At 70.4% G+C, this 19983-nt stretch carries 21 protein-coding genes; 4 read left to right on the top strand and 17 right to left on the bottom strand.

What is annotated here, in order from left to right; genetic code table 11:
* The first annotated feature begins 271 nt into the window (after positions 1-271).
* Together ACFFRH_RS33185 and ACFFRH_RS33180 are read left to right on the top strand one after the other, a co-directional pair.
* Entirely contained in the window at positions 272-1849 is a 1578-nt protein-coding gene (locus ACFFRH_RS33185; protein WP_386161348.1) for an NsdA family TPR-like regulatory protein, read from the top strand.
* Complete coding sequence (locus ACFFRH_RS33180; RefSeq protein ID WP_344750189.1) at positions 1846-2340, top strand: GNAT family N-acetyltransferase; 495 nt, start codon at positions 1846-1848, stop codon at positions 2338-2340. Before ACFFRH_RS33185 ends, ACFFRH_RS33180 begins: the two co-directional genes overlap by 4 nt.
* A gap of 311 nt (positions 2341-2651) precedes the next feature.
* On the opposite strand, the gene ACFFRH_RS33175 is transcribed toward ACFFRH_RS33180, so the two are convergent.
* Complete coding sequence (locus ACFFRH_RS33175) at positions 2652-3110, bottom strand: NUDIX hydrolase (RefSeq protein ID WP_344750190.1); 459 nt, start codon at positions 3108-3110, stop codon at positions 2652-2654.
* A gap of 166 nt (positions 3111-3276) precedes the next feature.
* Here ACFFRH_RS33175 and purU point away from each other — a divergent pair, with 166 nt between their 5' ends.
* A complete protein-coding gene (gene purU, locus ACFFRH_RS33170) occupies positions 3277-4131 on the top strand; it encodes a formyltetrahydrofolate deformylase (protein ID WP_386161346.1) in 855 nt (284 codons plus the stop codon).
* Between the two features lie 192 nt (positions 4132-4323).
* Here the strand turns inward: purU and ACFFRH_RS33165 are convergent, their stop codons facing one another.
* From ACFFRH_RS33165 to ACFFRH_RS33090, 16 genes are all read right to left on the bottom strand, one after another.
* Positions 4324-4713, bottom strand: coding sequence for a hypothetical protein (locus ACFFRH_RS33165; protein WP_386161344.1), 390 nt, complete (start codon positions 4711-4713; stop codon positions 4324-4326).
* Positions 4714-4741: 28 nt separating this feature from the next.
* Positions 4742-6070 (bottom strand): hydrogenase expression/formation protein HypE, encoded by a 1329-nt coding sequence (hypE, locus tag ACFFRH_RS33160; RefSeq protein WP_386161342.1) that lies wholly within the window; start codon positions 6068-6070, stop codon positions 4742-4744.
* On the bottom strand, positions 6067-7194 hold the full coding sequence (hypD, locus tag ACFFRH_RS33155) for a hydrogenase formation protein HypD (protein WP_386161340.1): 1128 nt from the start codon (positions 7192-7194) through the stop codon (positions 6067-6069). Before hypD ends, hypE begins: the two co-directional genes overlap by 4 nt.
* A 6-nt stretch (positions 7195-7200) precedes the next feature.
* Positions 7201-7452, bottom strand: coding sequence for a HypC/HybG/HupF family hydrogenase formation chaperone (locus ACFFRH_RS33150; RefSeq protein WP_386161338.1), 252 nt, complete (start codon positions 7450-7452; stop codon positions 7201-7203).
* On the bottom strand, positions 7427-7819 hold the full coding sequence (locus tag ACFFRH_RS33145) for a hydrogenase maturation nickel metallochaperone HypA/HybF (protein ID WP_386161336.1): 393 nt from the start codon (positions 7817-7819) through the stop codon (positions 7427-7429). The genes ACFFRH_RS33150 and ACFFRH_RS33145 overlap by 26 nt, the downstream gene beginning before the upstream one ends.
* Positions 7820-8056: 237 nt before the next feature.
* Positions 8057-8161 carry a DUF6893 family small protein gene (locus tag ACFFRH_RS33140; protein ID WP_386161334.1) on the bottom strand — a complete coding sequence of 35 codons (105 nt, stop codon included), beginning with the start codon at positions 8159-8161 and terminating at the stop codon, positions 8057-8059.
* Positions 8155-8670 (bottom strand): hydrogenase maturation protease, encoded by a 516-nt coding sequence (locus ACFFRH_RS33135; RefSeq protein WP_386161332.1) that lies wholly within the window; start codon positions 8668-8670, stop codon positions 8155-8157. Before ACFFRH_RS33135 ends, ACFFRH_RS33140 begins: the two co-directional genes overlap by 7 nt.
* Positions 8667-10262 carry a hypothetical protein gene (locus tag ACFFRH_RS33130; RefSeq protein WP_386161330.1) on the bottom strand — a complete coding sequence of 532 codons (1596 nt, stop codon included), beginning with the start codon at positions 10260-10262 and terminating at the stop codon, positions 8667-8669. The genes ACFFRH_RS33135 and ACFFRH_RS33130 overlap by 4 nt, the downstream gene beginning before the upstream one ends.
* Positions 10259-10891, bottom strand: coding sequence for a DUF6084 family protein (locus tag ACFFRH_RS33125; protein WP_386161328.1), 633 nt, complete (start codon positions 10889-10891; stop codon positions 10259-10261). Before ACFFRH_RS33125 ends, ACFFRH_RS33130 begins: the two co-directional genes overlap by 4 nt.
* Positions 10884-11540: a DUF5947 family protein gene (locus ACFFRH_RS33120; RefSeq protein ID WP_386161326.1), complete on the bottom strand. Its 657-nt coding sequence runs from the start codon at positions 11538-11540 to the stop codon at positions 10884-10886. Before ACFFRH_RS33120 ends, ACFFRH_RS33125 begins: the two co-directional genes overlap by 8 nt.
* Positions 11537-12175 (bottom strand): NifU family protein, encoded by a 639-nt coding sequence (locus ACFFRH_RS33115; RefSeq protein ID WP_386161324.1) that lies wholly within the window; start codon positions 12173-12175, stop codon positions 11537-11539. The genes ACFFRH_RS33120 and ACFFRH_RS33115 overlap by 4 nt, the downstream gene beginning before the upstream one ends.
* Before the next feature lie 39 nt (positions 12176-12214).
* Entirely contained in the window at positions 12215-13996 is a 1782-nt protein-coding gene (locus tag ACFFRH_RS33110; RefSeq protein WP_386161322.1) for a nickel-dependent hydrogenase large subunit, read from the bottom strand.
* A 1-nt stretch (position 13997) separates the two neighbouring features.
* On the bottom strand, positions 13998-15086 hold the full coding sequence (locus tag ACFFRH_RS33105; protein ID WP_386161320.1) for an NADH-quinone oxidoreductase subunit B family protein: 1089 nt from the start codon (positions 15084-15086) through the stop codon (positions 13998-14000).
* Positions 15087-15152: 66 nt separating this feature from the next.
* On the bottom strand, positions 15153-15923 hold the full coding sequence (locus ACFFRH_RS33100) for a D-sedoheptulose-7-phosphate isomerase (RefSeq protein WP_386161318.1): 771 nt from the start codon (positions 15921-15923) through the stop codon (positions 15153-15155).
* Positions 15910-16221 carry a HypC/HybG/HupF family hydrogenase formation chaperone gene (locus tag ACFFRH_RS33095; RefSeq protein ID WP_386161317.1) on the bottom strand — a complete coding sequence of 104 codons (312 nt, stop codon included), beginning with the start codon at positions 16219-16221 and terminating at the stop codon, positions 15910-15912. Before ACFFRH_RS33095 ends, ACFFRH_RS33100 begins: the two co-directional genes overlap by 14 nt.
* Complete coding sequence (locus tag ACFFRH_RS33090) at positions 16218-17180, bottom strand: hypothetical protein (protein ID WP_386161315.1); 963 nt, start codon at positions 17178-17180, stop codon at positions 16218-16220. The genes ACFFRH_RS33095 and ACFFRH_RS33090 overlap by 4 nt, the downstream gene beginning before the upstream one ends.
* 170 nt (positions 17181-17350) lie before the next feature.
* Between ACFFRH_RS33090 and hypF the strand changes: the two genes are divergently transcribed.
* Positions 17351-19900 carry a carbamoyltransferase HypF gene (gene hypF / locus ACFFRH_RS33085; RefSeq protein ID WP_386161313.1) on the top strand — a complete coding sequence of 850 codons (2550 nt, stop codon included), beginning with the start codon at positions 17351-17353 and terminating at the stop codon, positions 19898-19900.
* Positions 19901-19983: the final 83 nt, after the last annotated feature.

The raw sequence follows: 19983 nt of genomic DNA, 5'->3' as shown, positions 1-19983 counted from the left end.
CTCGCCAAAGATGACTCACGGTGGCCCTACGGGTCAATTCGGGGAAAACCCAGTTCAGGGTGGGCGATGTGCCAAGTAGGTTGAAAGAAACAGTCCCTCGGGGGACGATTCTTAGCCAGCGGCTTTATTAGTGTGTTCCGGATGAGTCAAACGTGGTCCATCATTCTCGGTAGGCGCAGTGCGACGGAAAGATCACACTGAGTCAAGGGAGAGAGGACCGGTCGGGACCAGTGTGCCAGCCAGCCCGGCCGGCCACGAGAGAGGGGCCGGTATGTCCGGCAGGCAGCACAGGGAAACAGAGTTGGCGCGGCAGGTCCGGGCTCGTGGCCTGGCCGCAGGGAAGTCCTCGGCGCAGATAGCCGAGGAAATCTATGAAAAGTGTAGTTCGCAATTCGGGACCACTCGGATTAAGGGTCACCGCCTCGCGCACGGCGTCGCTCTCGCGGATGTCATCGAACAGATACGGGCGCTGTTCGAACGCGACGGCAAGTCGGCCCCCGGCATCGGTGAGACGCTCCTGTCCGCGTACGAGAGCGGGCTGAAGCGGCCAGGCCCCGAATACCTGCACTACCTGTGCTCCGCCTACCGGGTCGAACCCGCCTCCCTCGGGTACGACGGCCCGTGCATCTGCGGCCACGGCCACAAGATGCCCGGTGTCGTCCGAGGTGATCTTCAGGATGGAAGACCCGACATTTCCCCTGGTCCGCGTGAGCTGCTGATCCAGTCGATCGGCGTCGAGTGTTCCGCGGACGGGGGTGAGGAGGACGAGAACGTGCTACGGAGGACGCTCTTACAGCTCCTGGCCGGCAGCGGCAGCGGCATCGCGCTGGACGGGCAGGTGCTCGGATCGGTGGAGAGCATGCGCAGGAGGATGGACGACACGCTGGTCTCGGCCACCGTCTCGCCCGCGATGCTCGACCAGTGGGAGGAATCCACCATCGGCTTCGGCCGCCAGTACATGAACACCGCCCCGCTCAGGCTGCTGTGCGACGTGATGCTCGAATTCGCCGCGGTACGCAAGGCCATGGAGCGGCGCCAGCCGGTCGACCTGCAGGAACGACTGTGCCGCATGGCGGCGCAGCTCGCCGGTCTGAGCGGCATGATCATGGTCAATCTCGGTGACCACCGGCTCGCCCGGTCCTTCTTCAGGACCGGCAGGACCGCGGCGGACGAGACCGGCGACCGGGCGCTGAGGGCGTGGGTCATAGCCAGGGAGGCTCTGGTCCCGCTCTACTACGGCGATCCGCGCGAGGCCCTCAACCTCGCCAAGAAGAGCCGTGACCTGGCCGGGCAGACGCCCTGCGCGGCCCAGGCGATGGCCCCGGTGGTCGAGGCCCGCGCGCTCGCGATGATGTCGGGCTCGGGCAAGAAGGACGTGGTCGACCAGGCGAAGCGGGCGCTGTCGAGGGCGAGGGCGGCCTTCTCCCAGATGACCGCCGCGGACCAGGACGACTCGACCTTCGGCTACACCGAGCGCCAGCTCTACTTCCACCAGGGAGACGCGCTGGTCAAGCTCGGGCAGGCGATGGAGGCCGACCTCATCCTGGAACAGGCGCTCACCAAGTACGGGCCGACCGACTGGCTCGATCCGACCTTCATCAAGTTCGACCGGGCCCAGTGCAAGATCCTTGAGGGTGACGTGGACGAGGCGCTGGAGATCGCCCAGCGTACGATCTCGGGCCTTGACGACGCCTGCCGGCCCGACATCCTCATGCAGCGCGCTCACGAGGTGGGCAAGCAGGTCGAGGTGAGGGCTCCCGGCCATCCCAAGCTCAAGATCTACATGGAATCGCTGCGCAGCCGCAGCACGTCGACGGAGGATCCGGTGGCCGACAGGAGTGGCACTTGAAGCCGAGGCTTCGGCGTTATCGCTGGTCCGACCTCGAACCCGTCTGGGCGCTCCACCAGATATGCCTCGCCCAGGTCGGTCTCGCGCCGGGGGACGGCGTCTACTACGAGGACGACTTCCCGAAGATCCACGAGATCTACCTCGCCGACCGGGGGGAGTTCCTCGTGGGGGAGATGCCCGACGGGCGCGTCGTCACGATGGGCGGTCTCCGCCGCGTCGACGACCAGACCGCCGAGATGTGCCGCATGCGGGTCCATCCGGAGTTCCAGCGTCGCGGTTTCGGCGCCCAGATGGTCCTCGCGCTGGAGGCGCGGGCCCTGGAGCTCGGTTACGCACGCCTTCGTGGTGACACCACCATGAATCAGCTCGCGGCGATGGAGCTCTATCGCAAGTTCGGATGGCGCGAGATTCGCCGGGAAGAGCGAGGGGGATGTGTGGTGATTTACGGAGAAAAAGACCTGGTAGCCGCTATGTCCTCTTTAACTAAATGATCTGAAATTTAGATTGCTTTACCGATAAGTGTTGCTTGTTCCGAAAATATGCGAATAATTGTTCTTCGTACCTATCGCTATTCTCTGGTGAGTGCGATGAAAAAGATCATTGTCCACAAAACCGGCGTGTCCAGGCTCGGTGGCGTCGCCAGTGCCATCCACAAGGGATGAGGTTCTTTCCGGCCGGGAGAATCGGACTCTGACGGCAGACGGCCCTCGATCCGCGAGATCGAGGCCCGCCAGGGCTTTTCACGTCCCCGCTCATTCGGTCGTCCCTGTCCGTCCGGTCCCGGCAGGGTCCGGTGGCCGGTTCACCCCAGCCGGGTGATCCGGGAGACGACCTCCGGCAGGTCCGGGGGCTCCAGGAAGCCGGGGAGATCGGCCATCTCCGCCGGTGAGAACCAGCCGGACCCCAGGTAGGTGATGTTCTCCTCGGCGGTGAACGCCCCCGCGCCCACCTCGGGGGTGTCCCCGAACCTGGCCAGGTAGAACCGTTCGGTCTTGACGTAGTGGACGCCGATCCAGTGGAAATCCCGGCGCACGGGCACCCACCGGTCCAGCACCGCCTCGCCCGGCAGGCCCGTCTCCTCCGTGAGCTCGCGCCGCGCGGCGTCGAGAGGGGTCTCGCCCGGGTCGATCCCGCCACCCGGCGGCTCCCACAGGGGCCGGCCGCCTGAGGGGTCGCGCCAGTGCATGAGAAGCACCCGGCCGGCCCCGTCCACACAGATCACCCGGGCCGCGGGCCGGTCGCTCGGCTGAGGGTCGTCCATAGGCCAGGGACGCTACCACCCGCCGGTTCCGGGCTTCCGGCGACCTCGGCGTCCCCCGGCCCGCCACGTGCCGGACCGCCGGGTGCGGCGGGGGGATTCGCTGTACTCTGCCCACGTCAGGTGGAAGCATCGTACGATCCGACGTCTCAAGCTCAAGGGTGAAGGCATGAGTTCCAGGGCCGAGTTTGTGTTGACGCTGTCCTGCCCGGACCGTCCCGGTGTGGTGGCCGCGGTCTCCGGCCTCCTGGCCGGGCGGGGATGCAACATCATCGAGAGCCAGCAGTTCGGTGACGTCGTGTCCGAGCGGTTCTTCATGCGGGTGCAGTTCGCCTCCGCGCTGCCCGACGGGGAGCTGCGCGAGGCCTTCGCCGCGCTCGCCCCCGAGTTCGGCATGGATTTCAAGCTGCGGGACGTCTCCGTCAAACCGCGCGTGCTGGTGATGGTCAGCAAGTTCGGCCACTGCCTGAACGATCTCCTCTACCGGACGCGCTCGGGCCTGCTCGACATCGAGATCGTCGCGGTCGTCTCCAACCACCCGGACCTGCGGCCGCTGACCCAGTCGTACGGCATCGACTACCACCACCTGCCGGTCACCCCCGAGACCAAGCCCAGGCAGGAGCAGGAGATCCTGACCCTGGTCGACCACTACCGGGCCGATCTGGTGGTGCTCGCCCGATACATGCAGGTGCTGTCGGAAGACCTCTGCGTGAAGCTCGCGGGCAACGTGATCAACATCCACCACTCGTTCCTGCCGTCGTTCAAGGGCGCCAAGCCCTACCACCAGGCGCACTCCCGCGGGGTGAAGCTGATCGGCGCGACCGCGCACTACGTGACCGCCGACCTCGACGAGGGCCCGATCATCGAGCAGGAGGTCGCCCGGGTCAACCACACCCACTCCGCGGAGGACCTCGCCGCCATCGGCCGCGACGTCGAGTGCCAGGCCCTGGCGCGTGCCGTCCGCTGGCACACCCAGCAGCGCGTCCTGCTCGACGGCCACAAGACGATCGTCTTTCCCCGCTAGCGCGCCGGCCGAGCGGCGCGTGCCGCTCGGTGGCCACGGGACTTGTCTTTCCCCGCCGGCGCGTCGCCCGGGCGACACGTGCCGCTCGGTGGCCACGGGACGGTCGTCTATCCCGCCGGCCCGCCGGCCGAGCGGTGTGTTCTCTTCGACGGCTGCAAGACGGTCGCCTTTCCCCGTCGGCGCGGTGGGCGGTCACCCTGGATGCCGGCTGGGTTTCCGTGGGCTGACGCCGGTGACGTCCTCGGGGTGGGAGACGCCGTAGGGGCGTCCCCTCTCGTCGGTGCCGACCTTCTCGCGGCCCTGCTCCTTCTTCCGGGAGGCGGTCTTCTCGGCGCCGCGGTTCTCACTGGTACCGACGCCGAGCGGGGACCGGGCCTTGGTGTCGGTGGCGGGGACGCCCCCGCGCTCCGCGGCGGACACCACGCGGGGCGGACCCTTGCCTTCCGGCGGGGGGCCGAAGGCCAGGTTGCCCGACCGTACGACCTCCTCGCTCGCGTGGCCCAGGTCACGGGAGTGGCCGTGCTTCGCCGTCTCGCCCTTGCCGTTCCGGCCCTTGCGGCCGGGTTCGCGTTTGTCGCCCATGTCCAGCACCTCTGGATTCGCTCGTTGTTCAGCAGATTCTCGGTAGCGGGTCGCCGACCAGCAGGTCGACGATGCGGGTGCCGCCGAAGGAGGTCCTGAGCAGGACCAGCCCCGGCGGGTCGTCGTTGATCCGCCCGATGACCGCCGCCTCGGAGCCGAGCGGATGGGAGCGGAGGGCGGCCAGCGCCGCGTCGGCGGAATCCCCGGCCACCACCGCGACCATCCGCCCCTCGCAGGCGACGTAGAGCGGGTCGATCCCCAGCAGCTCGCACGCCCCCCGTACGGCGGGACGGACCGGCACCGCGTCCTCGTCGAGGACGACGGCGACCCGAGAGGCCTCGGCTATCTCGTTGACGACCGTCGCCACCCCGCCCCGGGTCGCGTCGCGCAGGCAGCGCACCGCGCCGCCGTCACCGCTGCCGTCGCCGTCCGCGCCGCCGCAGGCGTCCAGCAGTACGTCGACGAGGGTGTTGAGCGGGGCGGTGTCGGAGCGGAGGTCGGCCTCGATGTCGAGTTCCCCCCGGGCGAGCATGACGGTGATCCCGTGCTCGCCGATCGGCCCCGACACGATGACCGCGTCTCCCGGCCGCGCGGAGGCGGCGCTCAGCCGGACGGGCCGGTCGAGCGTCCCGATGCCGGAGGTGGTGACGTAGCAGCCGTCCGCCTTGCCCCTCTCCACGACCTTGGTGTCGCCGGTGACGATCCACACGCCCGCCGCCCTCGCCGCCTCGGCCATCGAGGCGGCGACCCGCCGCAGGTCGGCGACGGGGAAGCCCTCTTCGAGGATGAACCCGGCGGAGAGGTAACGGGGGCGGGCCCCGCACATGGCCAGGTCGTTGACGGTGCCGTTGACCGCGAGGTCGCCGATGTCGCCGCCGGGGAAGAACAGCGGCGTGACCACGAACGCGTCGGTGGTGAAGGCGAGCCCGTCGGCGACCGCGCCGTCCTCCAGGGGCTCCAACATCGGGTTGCGGAACGCCTCCAGGAACACCGCCTCGATCAGGGTGTGCGTGGCCTTGCCGCCCGCGCCGTGCGCCAGGGTGATGCGGTCCTCCCGCACGCGCGCCCCGCGCCGCCGCACCCGCTCGATGCGGTCCAGCACCTGCCGCTCCCGGTCGCGTTCCCTCTCCCCCGAATCCTTCAGGCCCGCCAGGTCTCCCAAGCCCGCCAGGTCTCCCAAGCCCGCCAGGTCTCCCAGGTCCTGCAGGTCCGGTAGCTGTCCGTGGACGTGTTCTCCTTCCCGCAGGTCCGGCGCCTGCCGTTTCGTGCCGTGTGATCCCGGGGGATCCATCTCCCGCACGTCGTGCTCCAGGCCCTGCTCCCCGGCTCGTCCGGTGCCGTCTCTCCCGCCGTTCATCTCCGGGTCGCCTCCTTGACGCGCTCGCGCGAGAAGCGCCCGAAGTCGTAGTAGGCCGCGCAGGCGCCCTCGGACGACACCATGCATGTGCCGATCGGCGTCTCCGGGGTGCACGCGGTGCCGAACACCTTGCACTCCCAGGGCTTGAGCACCCCCTTGAGCACCTCACCGCACTGGCACGCCTTCGGGTCGGCCACCCGTCCGCCCGGAATCTGGAAGATCCGTTCGGCGTCGAAGGCGGCGTACCGCTCCGTGAACCTGAGCGCCGACTGCGAGATGAAGCCCAGACCGCGCCACTCGAAGTACGGCCGCAGCTCCATCACCTGGCCGATGACGCGCAGGGCCTTGGGGTTGCCGTCCCACGGGACCACCCGGGCGTACTGGTTCTCCACCTCGGAACGGCCCTCGGACAGCTGCACGAGGATGCGGTAGACCGTGTGCAGCACGTCCAGCGGCTCGAAACCGGCCACCACCATGGGCTTGCCGTAGGTGCGCGCGACGAACCCGTACGGCCGGCAGCCGATCACGGTGGAGACGTGGCCCGGCCCGATGAACCCGTCCAGGCGCAGGTCGGGGGAGTCCAGGATCGCCTTGATGGCGGGGATGATCGTCACGTGGTTGCAGAAGACCGAGAAGTTCCCGATCCCCTCGGCCTCGGCGCGCAGGACCGTCATCGCCGTCGAGGGCGCGGTGGTCTCGAACCCGATGGCCATGAAGACCACCCGCCTGCCGGGGTTCTTCCGGGCGATCTTCAGGGCGTCCAGCGGGGAGTAGACCATCCGGATGTCGGCTCCCCGCGCCTTGGCGTCGAGGAACGAGCCGTTCCCGCCGGGCACCCGCATCATGTCGCCGAACGACGTCATGATCACGTCCGGCTGCTCGGCGATGTGGATGGCGTCGTCCACCCGTCCCATGGGGATGACGCAGACCGGGCAGCCGGGACCGTGCACCAGGGTGACGGCCTCGGGCAGGTAGTCCTCCAGGCCGTGCTTGTAGATCGTGTGGGTGTGCCCGCCGCACACCTCCATGAACTTGTAGTCGCGGCCGGGCTCGCACAGCGCGGCGATCCGCGCGGCGAGCGTCCGGGCCTTCTCGGCGTCGCGGTACTCGTCGACGAAACGCATCAGCCCTCACCCCTCTTCGATCATGGATTCTCGAAGGGCCGCGATCTCGTCCTCGTACGCCTGGCCGATGCTTTCGAGGAAGTCGAGCGCGGCCCTGGCCTCCACCTCGTCGATCTTCGACATCGCGAACCCGACGTGGATGAGGATCCAGTCGCCGGGCACGACACGCTGCTCGTCGAGCAGGCCGATGTTGATCGCGCGCTTCACGCCGCAGACGTCGACCATGGCCAGATCAGGACGGTCCGACAGGATTTCCACGATCTCGCCGGGAATTCCCAGGCACATGAGAGGCCTCCGCCATCTGGATGGATTCGAGGAGGAGATCGTCGCCGCCCTCGGTGTCGATATCGGTGTCGCCGCACCCCGCGCAGACGGCGAAGGGTTCGACGGAGGTGGACGTGCTCCCGCAGGAGCGGCAGGTCATCCGCACGGGGACGATGACCAGTTCCACGTGGGCGTCCTCGGCCACGGACCCTCCGGAGATCGAGGAGAACGCCTGGTTGATCCCCGGCTCCGTGACGCGGAGCAGGGCGCCCGCGTGGACTCGCGCCCGTCGCACCCGCCTGCCGTCCGCGCGTTTCTCCACCGCGATGAGGATCGCCTCGGCGATCCCGAACTCGTGCATGATCGTTTCCTCTCATTCTGACGCGAGCGTGCCCTGACCCTCCTGGTTTTGCCGTCAGGTCAGGACACGCTCCGGTAGTGTGATCGAGTCGCCGCTGGACGAGCGGAGACGTTAAACGCCTGCGGAGCTGAGGTAAGACCTGGACTCGTCCAGGCTCCTGGCTGTGAAACAGGAACCCACCAAGATGTCGCGTGAGCGACATGGCAGGAATCTTCGGCGTTCACGCCGAGGAGGACGTCAAATGTTCCGCATCCTCAGGTAGCGCTTGATGTCGGGGAGCGACTGGTAGACCAGTACGGCCATCCCCGCCAGCACCGCCCCGGCCAGCAGGCGTTTCAGCATGTCCGTTCCTCCTCGTGAGCCGCGGCGGCGACGGCCGTCGCGATCTGTTGTCCCGCGAGCTGTTGTCCCGCGAGCTCGGTGACCAGGTCCGCCGCGACGCCGACGGCGTCCGCGACCGGCCCGCTGAGCTCCATGCCCGGCGAGGTGTCGGCGGGCTGGCAGCCGACGAGCAGGACGCGACCGGTCTCGCCGAGCGTGCCCGCCAGCGAGAGCACGCTCTCGGGCGTCATCGCGTGCGCGTCGACGAAGGATCCCGGTGCGGCGCCCGCCGACGGTTCGAGGACGTACAGGGTGCCGGGCGGGCCGTCGCGGGAGACCGCGTCGACCAGGATCGCGGTGTCGTACCCTCCGCCGGTCAGCTCGTAGGCCAGGTGGATGCCCCGGATGCCGAAGTCCCGCACCTCGACCCCGCCGGGCAGGTCGGTGTCGGCCAGGTGCCTGACCACCGCGACCCCGAAGCCGTCGTCGCCGAGGAAGACGTTTCCCACCCCGGCCACCAGGACCCTCACGCGCCCACCTCCCCGTCGCCGAACGGGCGGTCGCACCGCGGCCCTCCGGCCGATCCCTCGGAGGCCGACCTCTCCGTGGCCGATTCCGTCACCGATTCCGTCACCGATTCCCCCGCCGATTCCGTGGCCGGTTCTCTCGCCGGTTCCGGAGCCGGTCCGTGCCCGGTCGCCTCTCCGGCGGCGGGACCGTCCGCCGGTGGGTCGTCCGTGAGCGGCTCGACCTCGTCGGGGGCGAAGTAGAGGAAGCGGCCGTGCGACCGGCGCAGGTCGGCCCCCGGGTCGTCGTCGAGGGTGACGGCCAGGTGGCGGGCGCCGTCGAGGTCGAGGAGGACGGCCTCGACGCGGGCGGTCCTTCCGGCCAGGAACATGTCGTGGGCGTCGGCGCGGCGCCGGCCGGGCACCAGCCTGACCCTGCTGCCCTTGGAGACGGCCACCCCGGCGACCGTCACGCTGTCGGTCTCCGGGGAGACCGCGGCGTCACCGCCCGGATCCCACCAGGGCACGGGCGTCTCCTCCCGGCCCGGGGGCTCTGCGGCCTCCGGGGACGCGGGGGGCCGCCGGTCGGCGTGGCCGTTGGCCTCCTCCACCGAGCGGATCGCGCCGTGGAGCCGTTCCAGCAGCTCGGGAGGCATGCTGCCGACCATGTCGATGAGCTCGGCCACCCGGGGGTCGGTCTCCCTGGCCTCCAGGGTCTCCTCGTCGGTGAGGGTGAGCGTGCGCAGGTGGAGCATCTCGTCGATCTCCGTGGAGTCGAACAGCGGGCCGGGGCTCTCCGGCGCGAGGTCGGGGTGGTCGTAGAGGATGATCGGCGAGGAGAGCACGACGTCCCGGTGGCCGGGCTCGCCCACGAGTACCGGCCAGGTGTGCTCGTTGCGGCAGGTCTGCACGGCGGGACGCGCCCATTCCGGCGGGTCGAGCAGGGAGACGAAGGCCCCGGCGGTCACCGCGATGATCAGGTGCGCCGAGATCAGCGAGTGCCGCAGCGCCTGCTCGCGCGGCGCGCCCAGCGGTTGCCAGTCGTCGGTGTTCTCCACCCGGGCGCGCAACTTGACCAGGCCGTACGGTCCGGGCACCAGTTCGGCGGAGACCCTGAGCGCGGCGTGCAGCGGCAGGTGCTCGGAGACGAGACGCCCTATCACCTCCCCGGACGGCGCCACGATCGGCTCGACCACGCGGTCTCCGGGAACGCGCACCTCGATCACCCGCTCGGGGGCGCCGAGCAGACCGGCGATGGGGAGCGTCACCTCCGCCTCCCGCTCGGTCGCCTCGTCGAAGGTGAGATAGGTCCGGTGGCCGTTGCGCAGCTGCTGGACCGGCCAGTAGCCGTCGTCCTCGGCGCGCTCGACGCCGCGCGTCCTGACGTGCAGGAAACGCAGGTTCAGGTGTGCCACGGCGTACGTCGCCCCTTCGAGGAGGCATTCGGTCACGCTGGCCGAGTGCTCGGCGGTAGCGGTGAACCCCGGCGGTACGAGCACCCCGAACTGCCAGCGCACCTGGTTCTTGGCCGACGAGGCACGGTAGGGATAGAGAAGGTAGCCCTCGTACAGCACCGCGTCCGCCACCCGCCGCGCGATGTCCATCGGAACGCTCATCGCCGGGTCTCCTTGAGCAGTAGTTCCAAGGTCTCGTCCCAGGTCGCCAGGGCGCGCCCGGACTTGAACCTGCTGAGTTCCCGCAGCGTGTCGCGGCGCAGCCGCAGCCAGCCCGAGTTCGGGAAGTAGCGGTCCATCAGCTCCCGCCACACCGCCACCGGCAGTCGGCAGCGGGCCTCGCGGTGCCACGGCACCTGGCTCACCGAGAAGCCGCCCCGCGCCCTGGCGAACACCGTGCCGCTGAAGAGCATGACCATCGGGATCTCGCCGTCGTCCAGGGCGGCGAAGTACCGGCCCGCCGATACCTCCAGGTCGTAACCGCACGGCACCGGTACGTCGATCTCGGTGCTCCCGGTGAACGCCGGGACCATGACGGAGACATCGGCGAACCGCAGCGGTCTCAGCGTGTCGCCCCATCTGGCCGGGTCCCCGAACAGGTCGCCGAGCAGCTCCGCCTCGGTGTCGCCGTAGCGCCGCAGATGGGGCTCCACCCGGATCTGGCAGCGCAGCGCGACGGTGTGCACGCCCTCGGGGGAGGGGTCGGTGACGCGCAGCCGGAAGGCCAGCGTCGGGAAGGCCGCGTACGCCTCCGCCCGCACGTCCACGCAGTCGAACGCGAGCTCATCCACTCTCATCACCACCGGAGGCGGGCGATACGGTGCGACTGCGCTCGCGCAGCCCGGCGAAGAACCCCTCGATGGCCTCCCGCGCCTCCCGGCCGCCGTCGAAGCCCTTCCAGTGCAGCCGTACCAGGCCGACCAGCTCGTAGCAGGCGTCGATCGGCACCAGGTGGCAGGCGAAGCCGCCGTCGGGGCGGCGGTCCACCAGGAGCGCCTCCACGTCCGGCCGGACGTCGGCCATCGCCGGGTTGGCCGTCAGGACGCGCTCCCACGTCTCCAGCGGCAGCAGCGACTCGGTGGCCCCGGCCGGGCTCGGGTAGAACGCCACGGTCCGATCCGTCGAGGAGTCGCGGAGGAAGAAGGCCGTGCGGACCGGGATGCGCATCTCTTCCCAGTCGGCCGCGTCCAACCGGAACCGAGGGGCGTGAAGGTAGCGTCGCGGGACGGCCCGGTAGCGGGCCCGGCCGGGAGTGTCGCGGGTGAACAGCAGGTGGCAGGCCCGGCAGGCGCACAGCAGCGCCCGCCTCTCGACGTTCACGACGTGGCCGTGGTCCTCGCCCGCGGGTGCCGCGCACAGCTCGCAGAGCGTCACCGGCGACTCGCCGGGCCGGCCCGGCGGGAGCGGCTCGCGGAACCTGCGCAACCCGGTGGCCGTCACGATGCCGGCTCCTGTTCGTACGCAGGCTTTGATCCCGTTGCCGTTGCCGACTCTGATCCCGTGGCCGATTCCGAAACCGGTGCCCGTTCGGGCACCGGGCACGGGCCGGGCGGGCGGCGCTGGATCTGCAGCACCTCCGGCCGCCCGCCGCTCACCCCCTCGACCTCCACCCCCGCCACCTCGGGCGCCGCCTGGACGACGGCCCGTTCGATGGCGTCGGTCACGGTGAGCAGCGAGGACGGGCAGCCGTGGCAGTTCCCCTCAAGGCGGAGCCGCACGACGCCGTCCTCGCCCACACCGAGCAGTTCCACGCCGCCCTCGTGCGAGCCCAGGTGGGGCCGTACGGTGTCCAGCGCGTCGCGGACGCGTTCGGCCGTGGTCAGCGGGTGCAGGTCGTGCAGGACCAGCAGCCCGGACACGAGCGGGTCGCCGACCATGCGGCCCAGCACCTCGGCGGCCTCGGACTCGGTGACGATCTCGACGACACGCTCCAGACCGGCGCCGTACAGCTCGACGAGGGCCCGTACGAGGTCCTCGGCCTTGGCGCGGGTCACGGCGTCGCTCAGTGCGCCGAGGTCGGCGATCAGCGCCTCGACGCGATCGCCCGTCGCCCGGACGTCATGGGCTTGCGGCATCTGCCCGGGTCCCCTTTCCGGTGCCGGGAAACGGTCGGCTCACGTGGCGCCGAAGGCGTGGGGGGTGTGCACCCTGCGAAGCTCCTCGCCGCCGCCGAGGTACATGTGCACCCCGCACGGCAGGCACGGATCGAAGCTCCGCACTGTGCGCATGATGTCGATGCCCTTGAAGTCCGCGGGCGGGTTCTCCTCGAAGATCGGCGTGTTCTGCACCGCGTCCTCGTACGGCCCCGGCGTGCCGTGCACGTCGCGGACGCTGGCGTTCCAGGGCGTCGGCGGGTACGGGTGGTAGTTGGCGATCTTCCCGTTCCTGATCACCATGTGGTGGGAGAGCACGCCCCGCACGGCCTCGGTGAAGCCGCAGCTGATCGCCTCGTCGGGAACCGTGAACGGCTCCCAGGTCTGGGTGCGCCCCGCCCGCACCTCGGCCAGGCCCCGCTCGACGAAGTAGAGCGCGCACGCCGCCGCGTAGGCCTGGAAGTAGGTGCGGGCCCGGTTGCGCTCCAGGGCGTTGGACAGTGGCTGCCCCTTGAACTCGGGAATCTTCCACTCGAACGTCTTCTCCGGCCTCAGCGCCGTCTTCGGCAGGTTGATCCGCACGCTGTGGCCGGTGGACTCGACGTAGCCGATGTCGACCCTGCCGGACAGCGCCGTCGACCAGAGCCTGGCGATGGGCCCGCCGCCGGTGTCGAGAGCCAGTGCGTCCTCCCCGTCGAACCAGCGGGGCGACATGACCCAGCTGTACTTGTCGCCGAAGTCGCGTTTCTGCGGGTGCGGGATGGTGTGCTGGTTCCACGGGTGCCGGATGTCGACCGGGTTTCCCAGCGGGTCGCGGGTGACGAACGGCTCCTGGTCCTGCCAGTCGTCGTAGTAGGAGCTGCCCAGCAGGATCCGGATGCCGAGGTTGATGTCGACCAGGTCGTTGGTGACCAGCTTTCCGTCGACGATCACCCCGGGCGTGACGTACATCTCGCGGCCCCAGTGGCTCATGTTCCGGTAGGTGAAGTCGCAGTGCTCGGGGTCCTGGAAGCTTCCCCAGCAGCCGAGCAGCACCCGCCTGCGGCCGACCTCCTCGTAGCCGGGCAGCGCCTGGTAGAAGAAGTCGAACAGGTCGTCGTGCATGGGCACGACCCGCTTCATGAACTCCACGTAGCGCATCAGCCGGGTCAGGTAGTCGGTGAACAGCTGCACCGTCGCGACCGTGCCCACCCCGCCCGGGTAGAGCGTCGAGGGGTGGACGTGCCTGCCCTCCATGAGGCAGAACATCTCGCGGGTGAGACGGCTCACCGCCAGCGCCTCGCGGTAGAACTCGCCCTCCAGCGGGTTCAGTGAGCGCATGATGTCGGCGATGGTCCGGTAGCCGTGGTCGCCCGCGTGCGGCGCCTCGGTGCGCTCGGCCATCGCCAGCACCCCGGGGTTGGTCTCGCGGACCATCTTCTCGCAGTAGTCGACCCCCACCAGGTTCTCCTGGTAGAGGTTGTGGTCGAACATGTACTCGGCGGCCTCGCCGAGGTTGAGGATCCACTCGCCCAGGGCCGGGGGCCGCACCCCGTACGCCATGTTCTGCGCGTAGACCGAGCAGGTCGCGTGGTTGTCGCCGCAGATCCCGCAGATGCGGCTGGTGATGAAGTGGGCGTCGCGCGGGTCCTTGCCCTTCATGAAGACGCTGTAGCCACGGAAGATCGACGAGGTGCTGTAGCACTCGGCGACCCGCCGGTTCCTGAAATCGATCTTGCAGTAGAGGCCGAGGCTCCCGACGATCCTGGTGATGGGGTCCCAGGCCATCTCCACGAGGTCGGGGTTTCGCTCCGATGTCGTCATGTCAGCTCCAGGGCGCCTTGTAGCCGGTCAGCAGCTCGCGCCCCTTGTGGCGCCACTTCGGTTCCTTGTCGACGGTCCGCAGGGTGATGCCGCGCAGCGCCCGGATGACGGTCCCGTACGCGCCGCTCATCGCCGAGGAGAGGTGGGCGCCCGGCGGCTCGTCCATGAAGGGCATGAACTTGTCGGGGAAGCCCGGCATCGTGCAGGCGATGCAGATGCCCCCGACGTTCGGGCAGCCGCCGATGCCGTTCATCCAGCCGCGCTTGGGGACGTTGCACCGGACGACCGGCCCCCAGCAGCCGATCTTGACCAGGCACTTCGGGGAGCCGTACTCGGTGGCGAACTGGCCCTGCTCGTAGTAGCCCGCCCGGTCGCACCCCTCGTGCACGGTCTGGGTGAACAGCCACGTCGGGCGCAGCTCCTCGTCCAGCGGGATCATCGGCGCCTGCCCGGCGACCTGGTAGAGCAGGTAGAGAAGCGTCTCGGAGAGGTTGTCCGGCTGCACCGGGCAGCCCGGCACGTTGACGATCGGCAGCCCCGCCTTGGACCTCCAGTCCCAGCCCAGATAGTCGGCGACGCCCATGGCCCCGGTCGGGTTCCCCGCCATGGCGTGGATGCCGCCGTACGCCGAGCAGGTGCCCGCGCACACGATCGCGGTCGCCTTGGGCGCGAGCAGGTCCAGCCACTCGCTGGTCGTCATGGGCTGGCCGGTCTCGGGGTTGTTGCCGAACCCGGACCAGTAGCCCTCCTGCTTGATCCTCTCGTTCGGGATCGAGCCCTCGACGACCAGCACGAACGGGTCCAGCTCGCCGCGCTTGGCCTTGAAGAACCACTCGATGAAGACGTCCGAGCCCTGCATCGGCCCGGACTCGAAGTCGATCAGCGGCCAGTGCACGGCCACCTTGGGAAGCCCGGGAAGCGCGCCGAGCACGATGTCCTCGACGCTCGGCTGGGTCGCCGCGGTGAGCGCGACGGAGTCGCCGTCGCAGCTCAGCCCGGCGTTGATCCACAGTATGTGGACGACGGGTTCCTCCCGGCGTTCTTCCGGCCTCTGAGATCTGCTGCTCGCTGCGTCCGTCGGCGCTGCCATGACGCCTCCCCTCCTCGTGGGTGTCTGCGGAACGTGAAGGGGGAGGACCTGCGCGAATGCTCTTCCTCACCCGGGGCTGTGCGCCCGCGGTGTCGGGGCCGGCCCGAGCGCGTGCCAGGTGAGTTCCCGGAGGACGTGGTAGAGGGTGGTCTGCGCCTCCTGGATCCGGTGAACCGAGGAGGAGGGGACGACGAACAGGTGGTGCAGGACGCCTCGCTCGGCCAGTTCGGCCAGCCTGCCGCCCCCGCCTCCGGCCAGCCCGACGGTGAGCATGCCCCGCCGGGCCGCCTCCTCGAACGCCCGGACGACGTTGGCCGACCCGCCGCTCGTGGACAGGCCGACGGCGATGTCCCCCGGACGGCCCAGCGCCGCGAGCTGCCTGGCGAAGACCACCTCGAAGCCGACGTCGTTGGAGAGCGCGGTGACCACGGCGACGTCGCCGGTCAGGCAGAGGGCGGGCAGGGCCGGGCCGTCGCAGGGCCGCAGGAAGGCGGTGGCGACCTCCTGGGCGTCGGTGCTGCTCCCGCCGTTGCCGAAGCTGAACAGCCTTCCGCCCGCGGCGAACCGCGCGGCCATCTCCTCGGCGCACGCCGCCAGCTCCGCCGCCGACTCCGCACCCATCCGCCCGCGCAGCCGTACGATCTCGCCGGTCTTCTCCGCGGCCGACCGGATGGCTTCGGCTTCCACCTCCGCTGCTCCGGGGTCGGTCCGGCCGGTGGTCCGGTCGGTGTGCTCGTCGTGGTCGTGGGTGTGCTGGTCGTTGTCGTTGTCGTTGTCGTACAGGAAGGGGTACAGGCCGCGCACGGCCTCGGCGGGTGTTCTGTCAAGCCTGCTCATCGCCGTCCTTCCCGCTGTCGCTGTCGCTGTCGTTGTGGTTGTGGTTGTGGTTGTCGCTGTCGTCGTTGTCGCTTCCGCTGTCGCTCCGGTGCGCGATCACGGCGATGGCCTCCCTGGCGTGGACGAGGACGGTGTCGCCCACCACCGGGTCGACCAGCGCCACGCTCACCTCTTCGAGGACCCCGCCCGCGTCGACGATCGCCAGCTCTCCCCCCAGCAGCCTGACCACGTTCATCGGCAGCGCCTGGTCGGAGCAGGTGACGCAGACACCGTCGGTGCAGTCCTCGGGGCCGTTCACCGGTCCACCCCTCGCCCGGGTGTGCCGAGTCGGTCGAGGAAGACGTGGACCAGCTCCCACAGCAGGTGGTAGGCGGTGACGTGAACCTCCTTGACCACGGCGGGATCGTCGGACGCGGCGACCAGGACGTGATCGACCAGGACGTGGCCGGCCGAGGTGTGGTCGGCCGGGAGGGTGCCGGTCGAGGTGCGACTGGTCAGGGCGCGGCCGGTCGGGACGCGGCCGGTCGGGGCGCGGCCGGGCAAAGTACGGCCGGTAGAGGTGTGGTCGGCCGGGAGGTCGTCACCCGCCGGACCGGCCGTGATGCCGTTCCCTTCCCCGTTCCCTTTCCTGTGCCCGGCCCCGTGCCCGGTCCCGTCTCCGTTCCCATGGCCTTCGCCACCGGTGAGGGCGATGGTCAGCAGGCCCAGTTCTCCGGCGGTCTCCAGCCCGCGCAGGACGCTCGGGCATCGGCCGTCACGGGAGATCCCCAGGGCCGTGTCGGCGGCGTCCGCCCAGTGGCGTACCTGGTGGGCGAAGACCTCGGCGCCACCCCCACCGCCCCCGCCTTTCCGAGAGCGCTCGCCCTCCTGGGAGCTCCCGCCTTCCCGGAAGTCCCCGTCGTTCCCGTCGCCGTCCCCGCTCCTTCGGCCCGTCTCGTCGTCCGCCGGGCCTGCCGGGGCGCCGCTGCTCAGCGCCACCGCCGGGAGTGCCCTCTTGCCCACGATGACCGGGTGCATGAACTCGACCGCGATGTGCGCGGCGTCCGTGCCCGCGCCGCCGAACACGATCAGCTTGCCACCGAGGCGGAACCTGGTGGCCATGGCCCGGGCGGCACACGCGATGCGTTCCACGTCACCCGTGAGGGCGTGCCCGGCGTGGTCCCGCCGCGCGAAGGCCGCGATGACCGCCGCCTCGGTGACCGGTATGACGGCCGGTGGCGAAAGAGGCGTTGTTCGCGTACTCGGTGTGCCAGGCATGTCGACGCTCCGTATTTTTCACGGTAGTCGCCACATTACGATTGGCCGTTTCAGGCCCGACACCCTCGGCTCGACAACCAACGGCAAAGCTCTGATCATCGACGTAACCTTCCCGTCCAGATCATGCGAGCCCCCGAGGTCTTCCCGCCGGTCGTGGGAAGGATGGCGGGATGGGCACGGGGCGCGCGCGGGCACGGATCCGGGTCAGGATCAGGGTCGAGGGAATCGTGCAGGGGGTGGGATTCCGCCCCCACGTCCATTCCCTGGCGCGGGCCCTGGGGCTGTCCGGGTGGGTGGGCAACGACGACCGGGGCGTGTTCATCGAGGCCGAGGGGGAGCCCGGCGACGTCGCGCGCTTCCAGGAGGACCTGAGGGACCAGGCCCCGCCGCTGGCGGCGATCCACCGCGTGACGGCCACCGCGATACCGGCGTGCGGGGACCGGGGATTCCGTATCGCGGCCAGCCGGGGAGGAACCCGGCGCTTCACCTTCGTCCCACCCGATGTCGCGACATGTGACGACTGCTTGGCCGAACTGTTCGACCCCGCCGACCGGCGTCACCGCCACCCCTTCGTCAACTGCACCAACTGCGGGCCGCGGTTCACCGTCATCCGGGACCTCCCCTACGACCGGCTCGCCACCACGATGGCCGGGTTCGCCATGTGCGGGGAGTGTGAGCGGGAGTATCTCGACCCGTCAGGCCGCAGGTTCCACGCCCAGCCGATCTGCTGCCCGGCCTGCGGCCCGGTCCTTCGCCTCCTGGACGGCGGCCTTCGCGGCGAGGGCTCGCCCGCTCACGGCCCGGACGCCGGTCGTCCCGGCCACGGCCACGCCTCCGCCCCCGGCCTCTGTGCTCGGAACGGCTCGTATGCTCACGGCCCGGACCTCCGTACCCGGAACGGCTCGCATCTCCGCGGCCCGGACCCCCGTACCCCGGATGGCGACGGCTCGCACCCCGGCCGTCCCGGTGCGGGTCCGGACGGCGGGGCCGATCCGATCGCGGCCGCGGTGGAGGTGCTGCGAGCGGGCGGCGTCCTGGCCGTCAAGGGGCTCGGCGGGTATCACCTGGCGGTCGACGCCACCGACGAGGAGGCCACCCGGACCCTCCGCTCCCGCAAGCACCGTGAGGACAGGCCCTTCGCGGTCATGGTCCCCGACCTGAGTGCCGCGCGGGCGCTGTGCGAACTGGACGCCGAGGGTGAGCGGTTGCTCACCGGCCCCCAGCGCCCGATCGTGCTGCTGCCCCGCCGCCCCGGAGCCGCGGTGGCCGGGGCCGTCGCGCCGGGCGACCGTCGCCTCGGCCTCATGCTGCCGTACACGCCGATCCACCACCTGCTCGCCGCCGAACTCGCCCGCCCGTACGTGCTCACCAGCGGGAACCTCTCCGACGAGCCCATCGCCCACCGCGACGGCGACGCGCTCTCCCGGCTCGCCGGGGTCGCGGACGCCTTCCTGACCCACGACCGGCCGATCCACGTCCGCGCCGACGACTCCGTACTCCTCACCGTGCGAGGGAGGACGGTGCCGCTGCGCAGATCCCGTGGGTACGCCCCGGAGCCCCTGAGGCTCTCACCGCCTGCCCGGCGGGCCGTGCTCGCCTGCGGCGCCGAGCTGAAGAGCACGTTCTGCCTCGCGAGGCAGGGGCACGCCTTCGTCTCCCCCCACATCGGCGACCTGGAGAACTACGAGACGCTGCGCTCCTTCACCGAGGGGATCGAGCACCTCCGGCACCTGCTCGGCATCACCCCGGCACTGGTCGCCCACGACCTGCACCCCGAATACCTGTCCACCAAGTACGCCCTCGACCTGGAGGTGCCGGGCTCGGTGGAGCTGACCGGGGTCCAGCACCACCACGCGCACATCGCCTCCTGCCTGGCCGACAACCAGGAGACCGGCCCGGTCATCGGGGTGGCCTTCGACGGCCTCGGCTACGGCACCGACGGCACCATCTGGGGCGGCGAGTTCCTGGTGGCCGACCTGGTGGGCTTCACCCGCGCCGGGCGCCTGGCACCTGTGCCGATGCCCGGCGGCGCCGCGGCGATCAGGCAGCCCTGGCGGATGGCGGCCTCGCACCTGCGCGCGGCGTACGGTGACACGCTCCCCGGGGACCTGCCGGTCAGGGCCCGCCACGGTTCGCGCTGGGACGAGGTGGTCGCGGTCGCCGGGGCCGGGACGAACTCACCCCTCACCTCCAGCGCCGGGCGCCTGTTCGACGCGGTGGCGGCGATCCTCGGCCTCCGCGACACGGTCACGTACGAGGGACAGGCCGCGGTCGCCCTGGAACAGTGCGCCGACCCCGCGGAGCAGGGCGCCTACTCGGCCAGCACCGTCACCGAGGGGTCACTCGTGACGATCCAGGCCGCTGACCTCGTCCGGGCGGTCGTCGAGGACACCCGCGCCGGGGCGGCTCCGGCGCTCGTCGCGGCCCGCTTCCACAACGGGCTCGCCGCCTCCGCCGCCCGGGTGTGCGCGCGGCTCGGGGAGGACACCGGCCTCGGCACGGTCGCCCTGTCGGGCGGGGTCTTCCAGAACCGGCTGCTGCTGGAGCGCCTCGTCGCCGCCCTCCGGCTCCGCGGCCTCCGGGTCCTGACCCACCGCGCCGTCCCTCCGAACGACGGCGGTATCAGCTTCGGCCAGGCCGCCGTCGCCGCGGCCCGCGACACCCTCGACACTCTCGGCTCCCTTCGGACCGACACATCGCCCACATCGCCACCGCCCTGAACCGCCGTCCCTGAACCGCCGTCCCGGAGCCATCGCTCCGAAATCGCCCCTCCGGAATCGCTCCTTCGAGCCCCGCCACGCCG

This window comes from Streptosporangium vulgare, assembly GCF_042428775.1.
In the GTDB taxonomy this organism is placed as follows: Bacteria; Actinomycetota; Actinomycetes; order Streptosporangiales; family Streptosporangiaceae; genus Streptosporangium; species Streptosporangium vulgare.
This window is presented reverse-complemented; position numbering and strand designations above follow the sequence as displayed.

Coding starts and splice junctions, on each gene's coding strand:
- ACFFRH_RS33185 (WP_386161348.1), top strand. CDS start 272: ATGTCCGGCAGGCAGCACAGGGAAACAGAGTTGGCGCGGCAGGTCCGG.
- ACFFRH_RS33175 (WP_344750190.1), bottom strand. CDS start 3,110: ATGGACGACCCTCAGCCGAGCGACCGGCCCGCGGCCCGGGTGATCTGT.
- purU (WP_386161346.1), top strand. CDS start 3,277: ATGAGTTCCAGGGCCGAGTTTGTGTTGACGCTGTCCTGCCCGGACCGT.
- ACFFRH_RS33165 (WP_386161344.1), bottom strand. CDS start 4,713: ATGGGCGACAAACGCGAACCCGGCCGCAAGGGCCGGAACGGCAAGGGC.
- hypE (WP_386161342.1), bottom strand. CDS start 6,070: ATGAACGGCGGGAGAGACGGCACCGGACGAGCCGGGGAGCAGGGCCTG.
- hypD (WP_386161340.1), bottom strand. CDS start 7,194: ATGCGTTTCGTCGACGAGTACCGCGACGCCGAGAAGGCCCGGACGCTC.
- ACFFRH_RS33145 (WP_386161336.1), bottom strand. CDS start 7,819: ATGCACGAGTTCGGGATCGCCGAGGCGATCCTCATCGCGGTGGAGAAA.
- ACFFRH_RS33140 (WP_386161334.1), bottom strand. CDS start 8,161: ATGCTGAAACGCCTGCTGGCCGGGGCGGTGCTGGCGGGGATGGCCGTA.
- ACFFRH_RS33130 (WP_386161330.1), bottom strand. CDS start 10,262: ATGAGCGTTCCGATGGACATCGCGCGGCGGGTGGCGGACGCGGTGCTG.
- ACFFRH_RS33115 (WP_386161324.1), bottom strand. CDS start 12,175: ATGCCGCAAGCCCATGACGTCCGGGCGACGGGCGATCGCGTCGAGGCG.
- ACFFRH_RS33110 (WP_386161322.1), bottom strand. CDS start 13,996: ATGACGACATCGGAGCGAAACCCCGACCTCGTGGAGATGGCCTGGGAC.
- ACFFRH_RS33105 (WP_386161320.1), bottom strand. CDS start 15,086: ATGGCAGCGCCGACGGACGCAGCGAGCAGCAGATCTCAGAGGCCGGAA.
- ACFFRH_RS33100 (WP_386161318.1), bottom strand. CDS start 15,923: ATGAGCAGGCTTGACAGAACACCCGCCGAGGCCGTGCGCGGCCTGTAC.
- ACFFRH_RS33090 (WP_386161315.1), bottom strand. CDS start 17,180: ATGCCTGGCACACCGAGTACGCGAACAACGCCTCTTTCGCCACCGGCC.
- hypF (WP_386161313.1), top strand. CDS start 17,351: ATGGGCACGGGGCGCGCGCGGGCACGGATCCGGGTCAGGATCAGGGTC.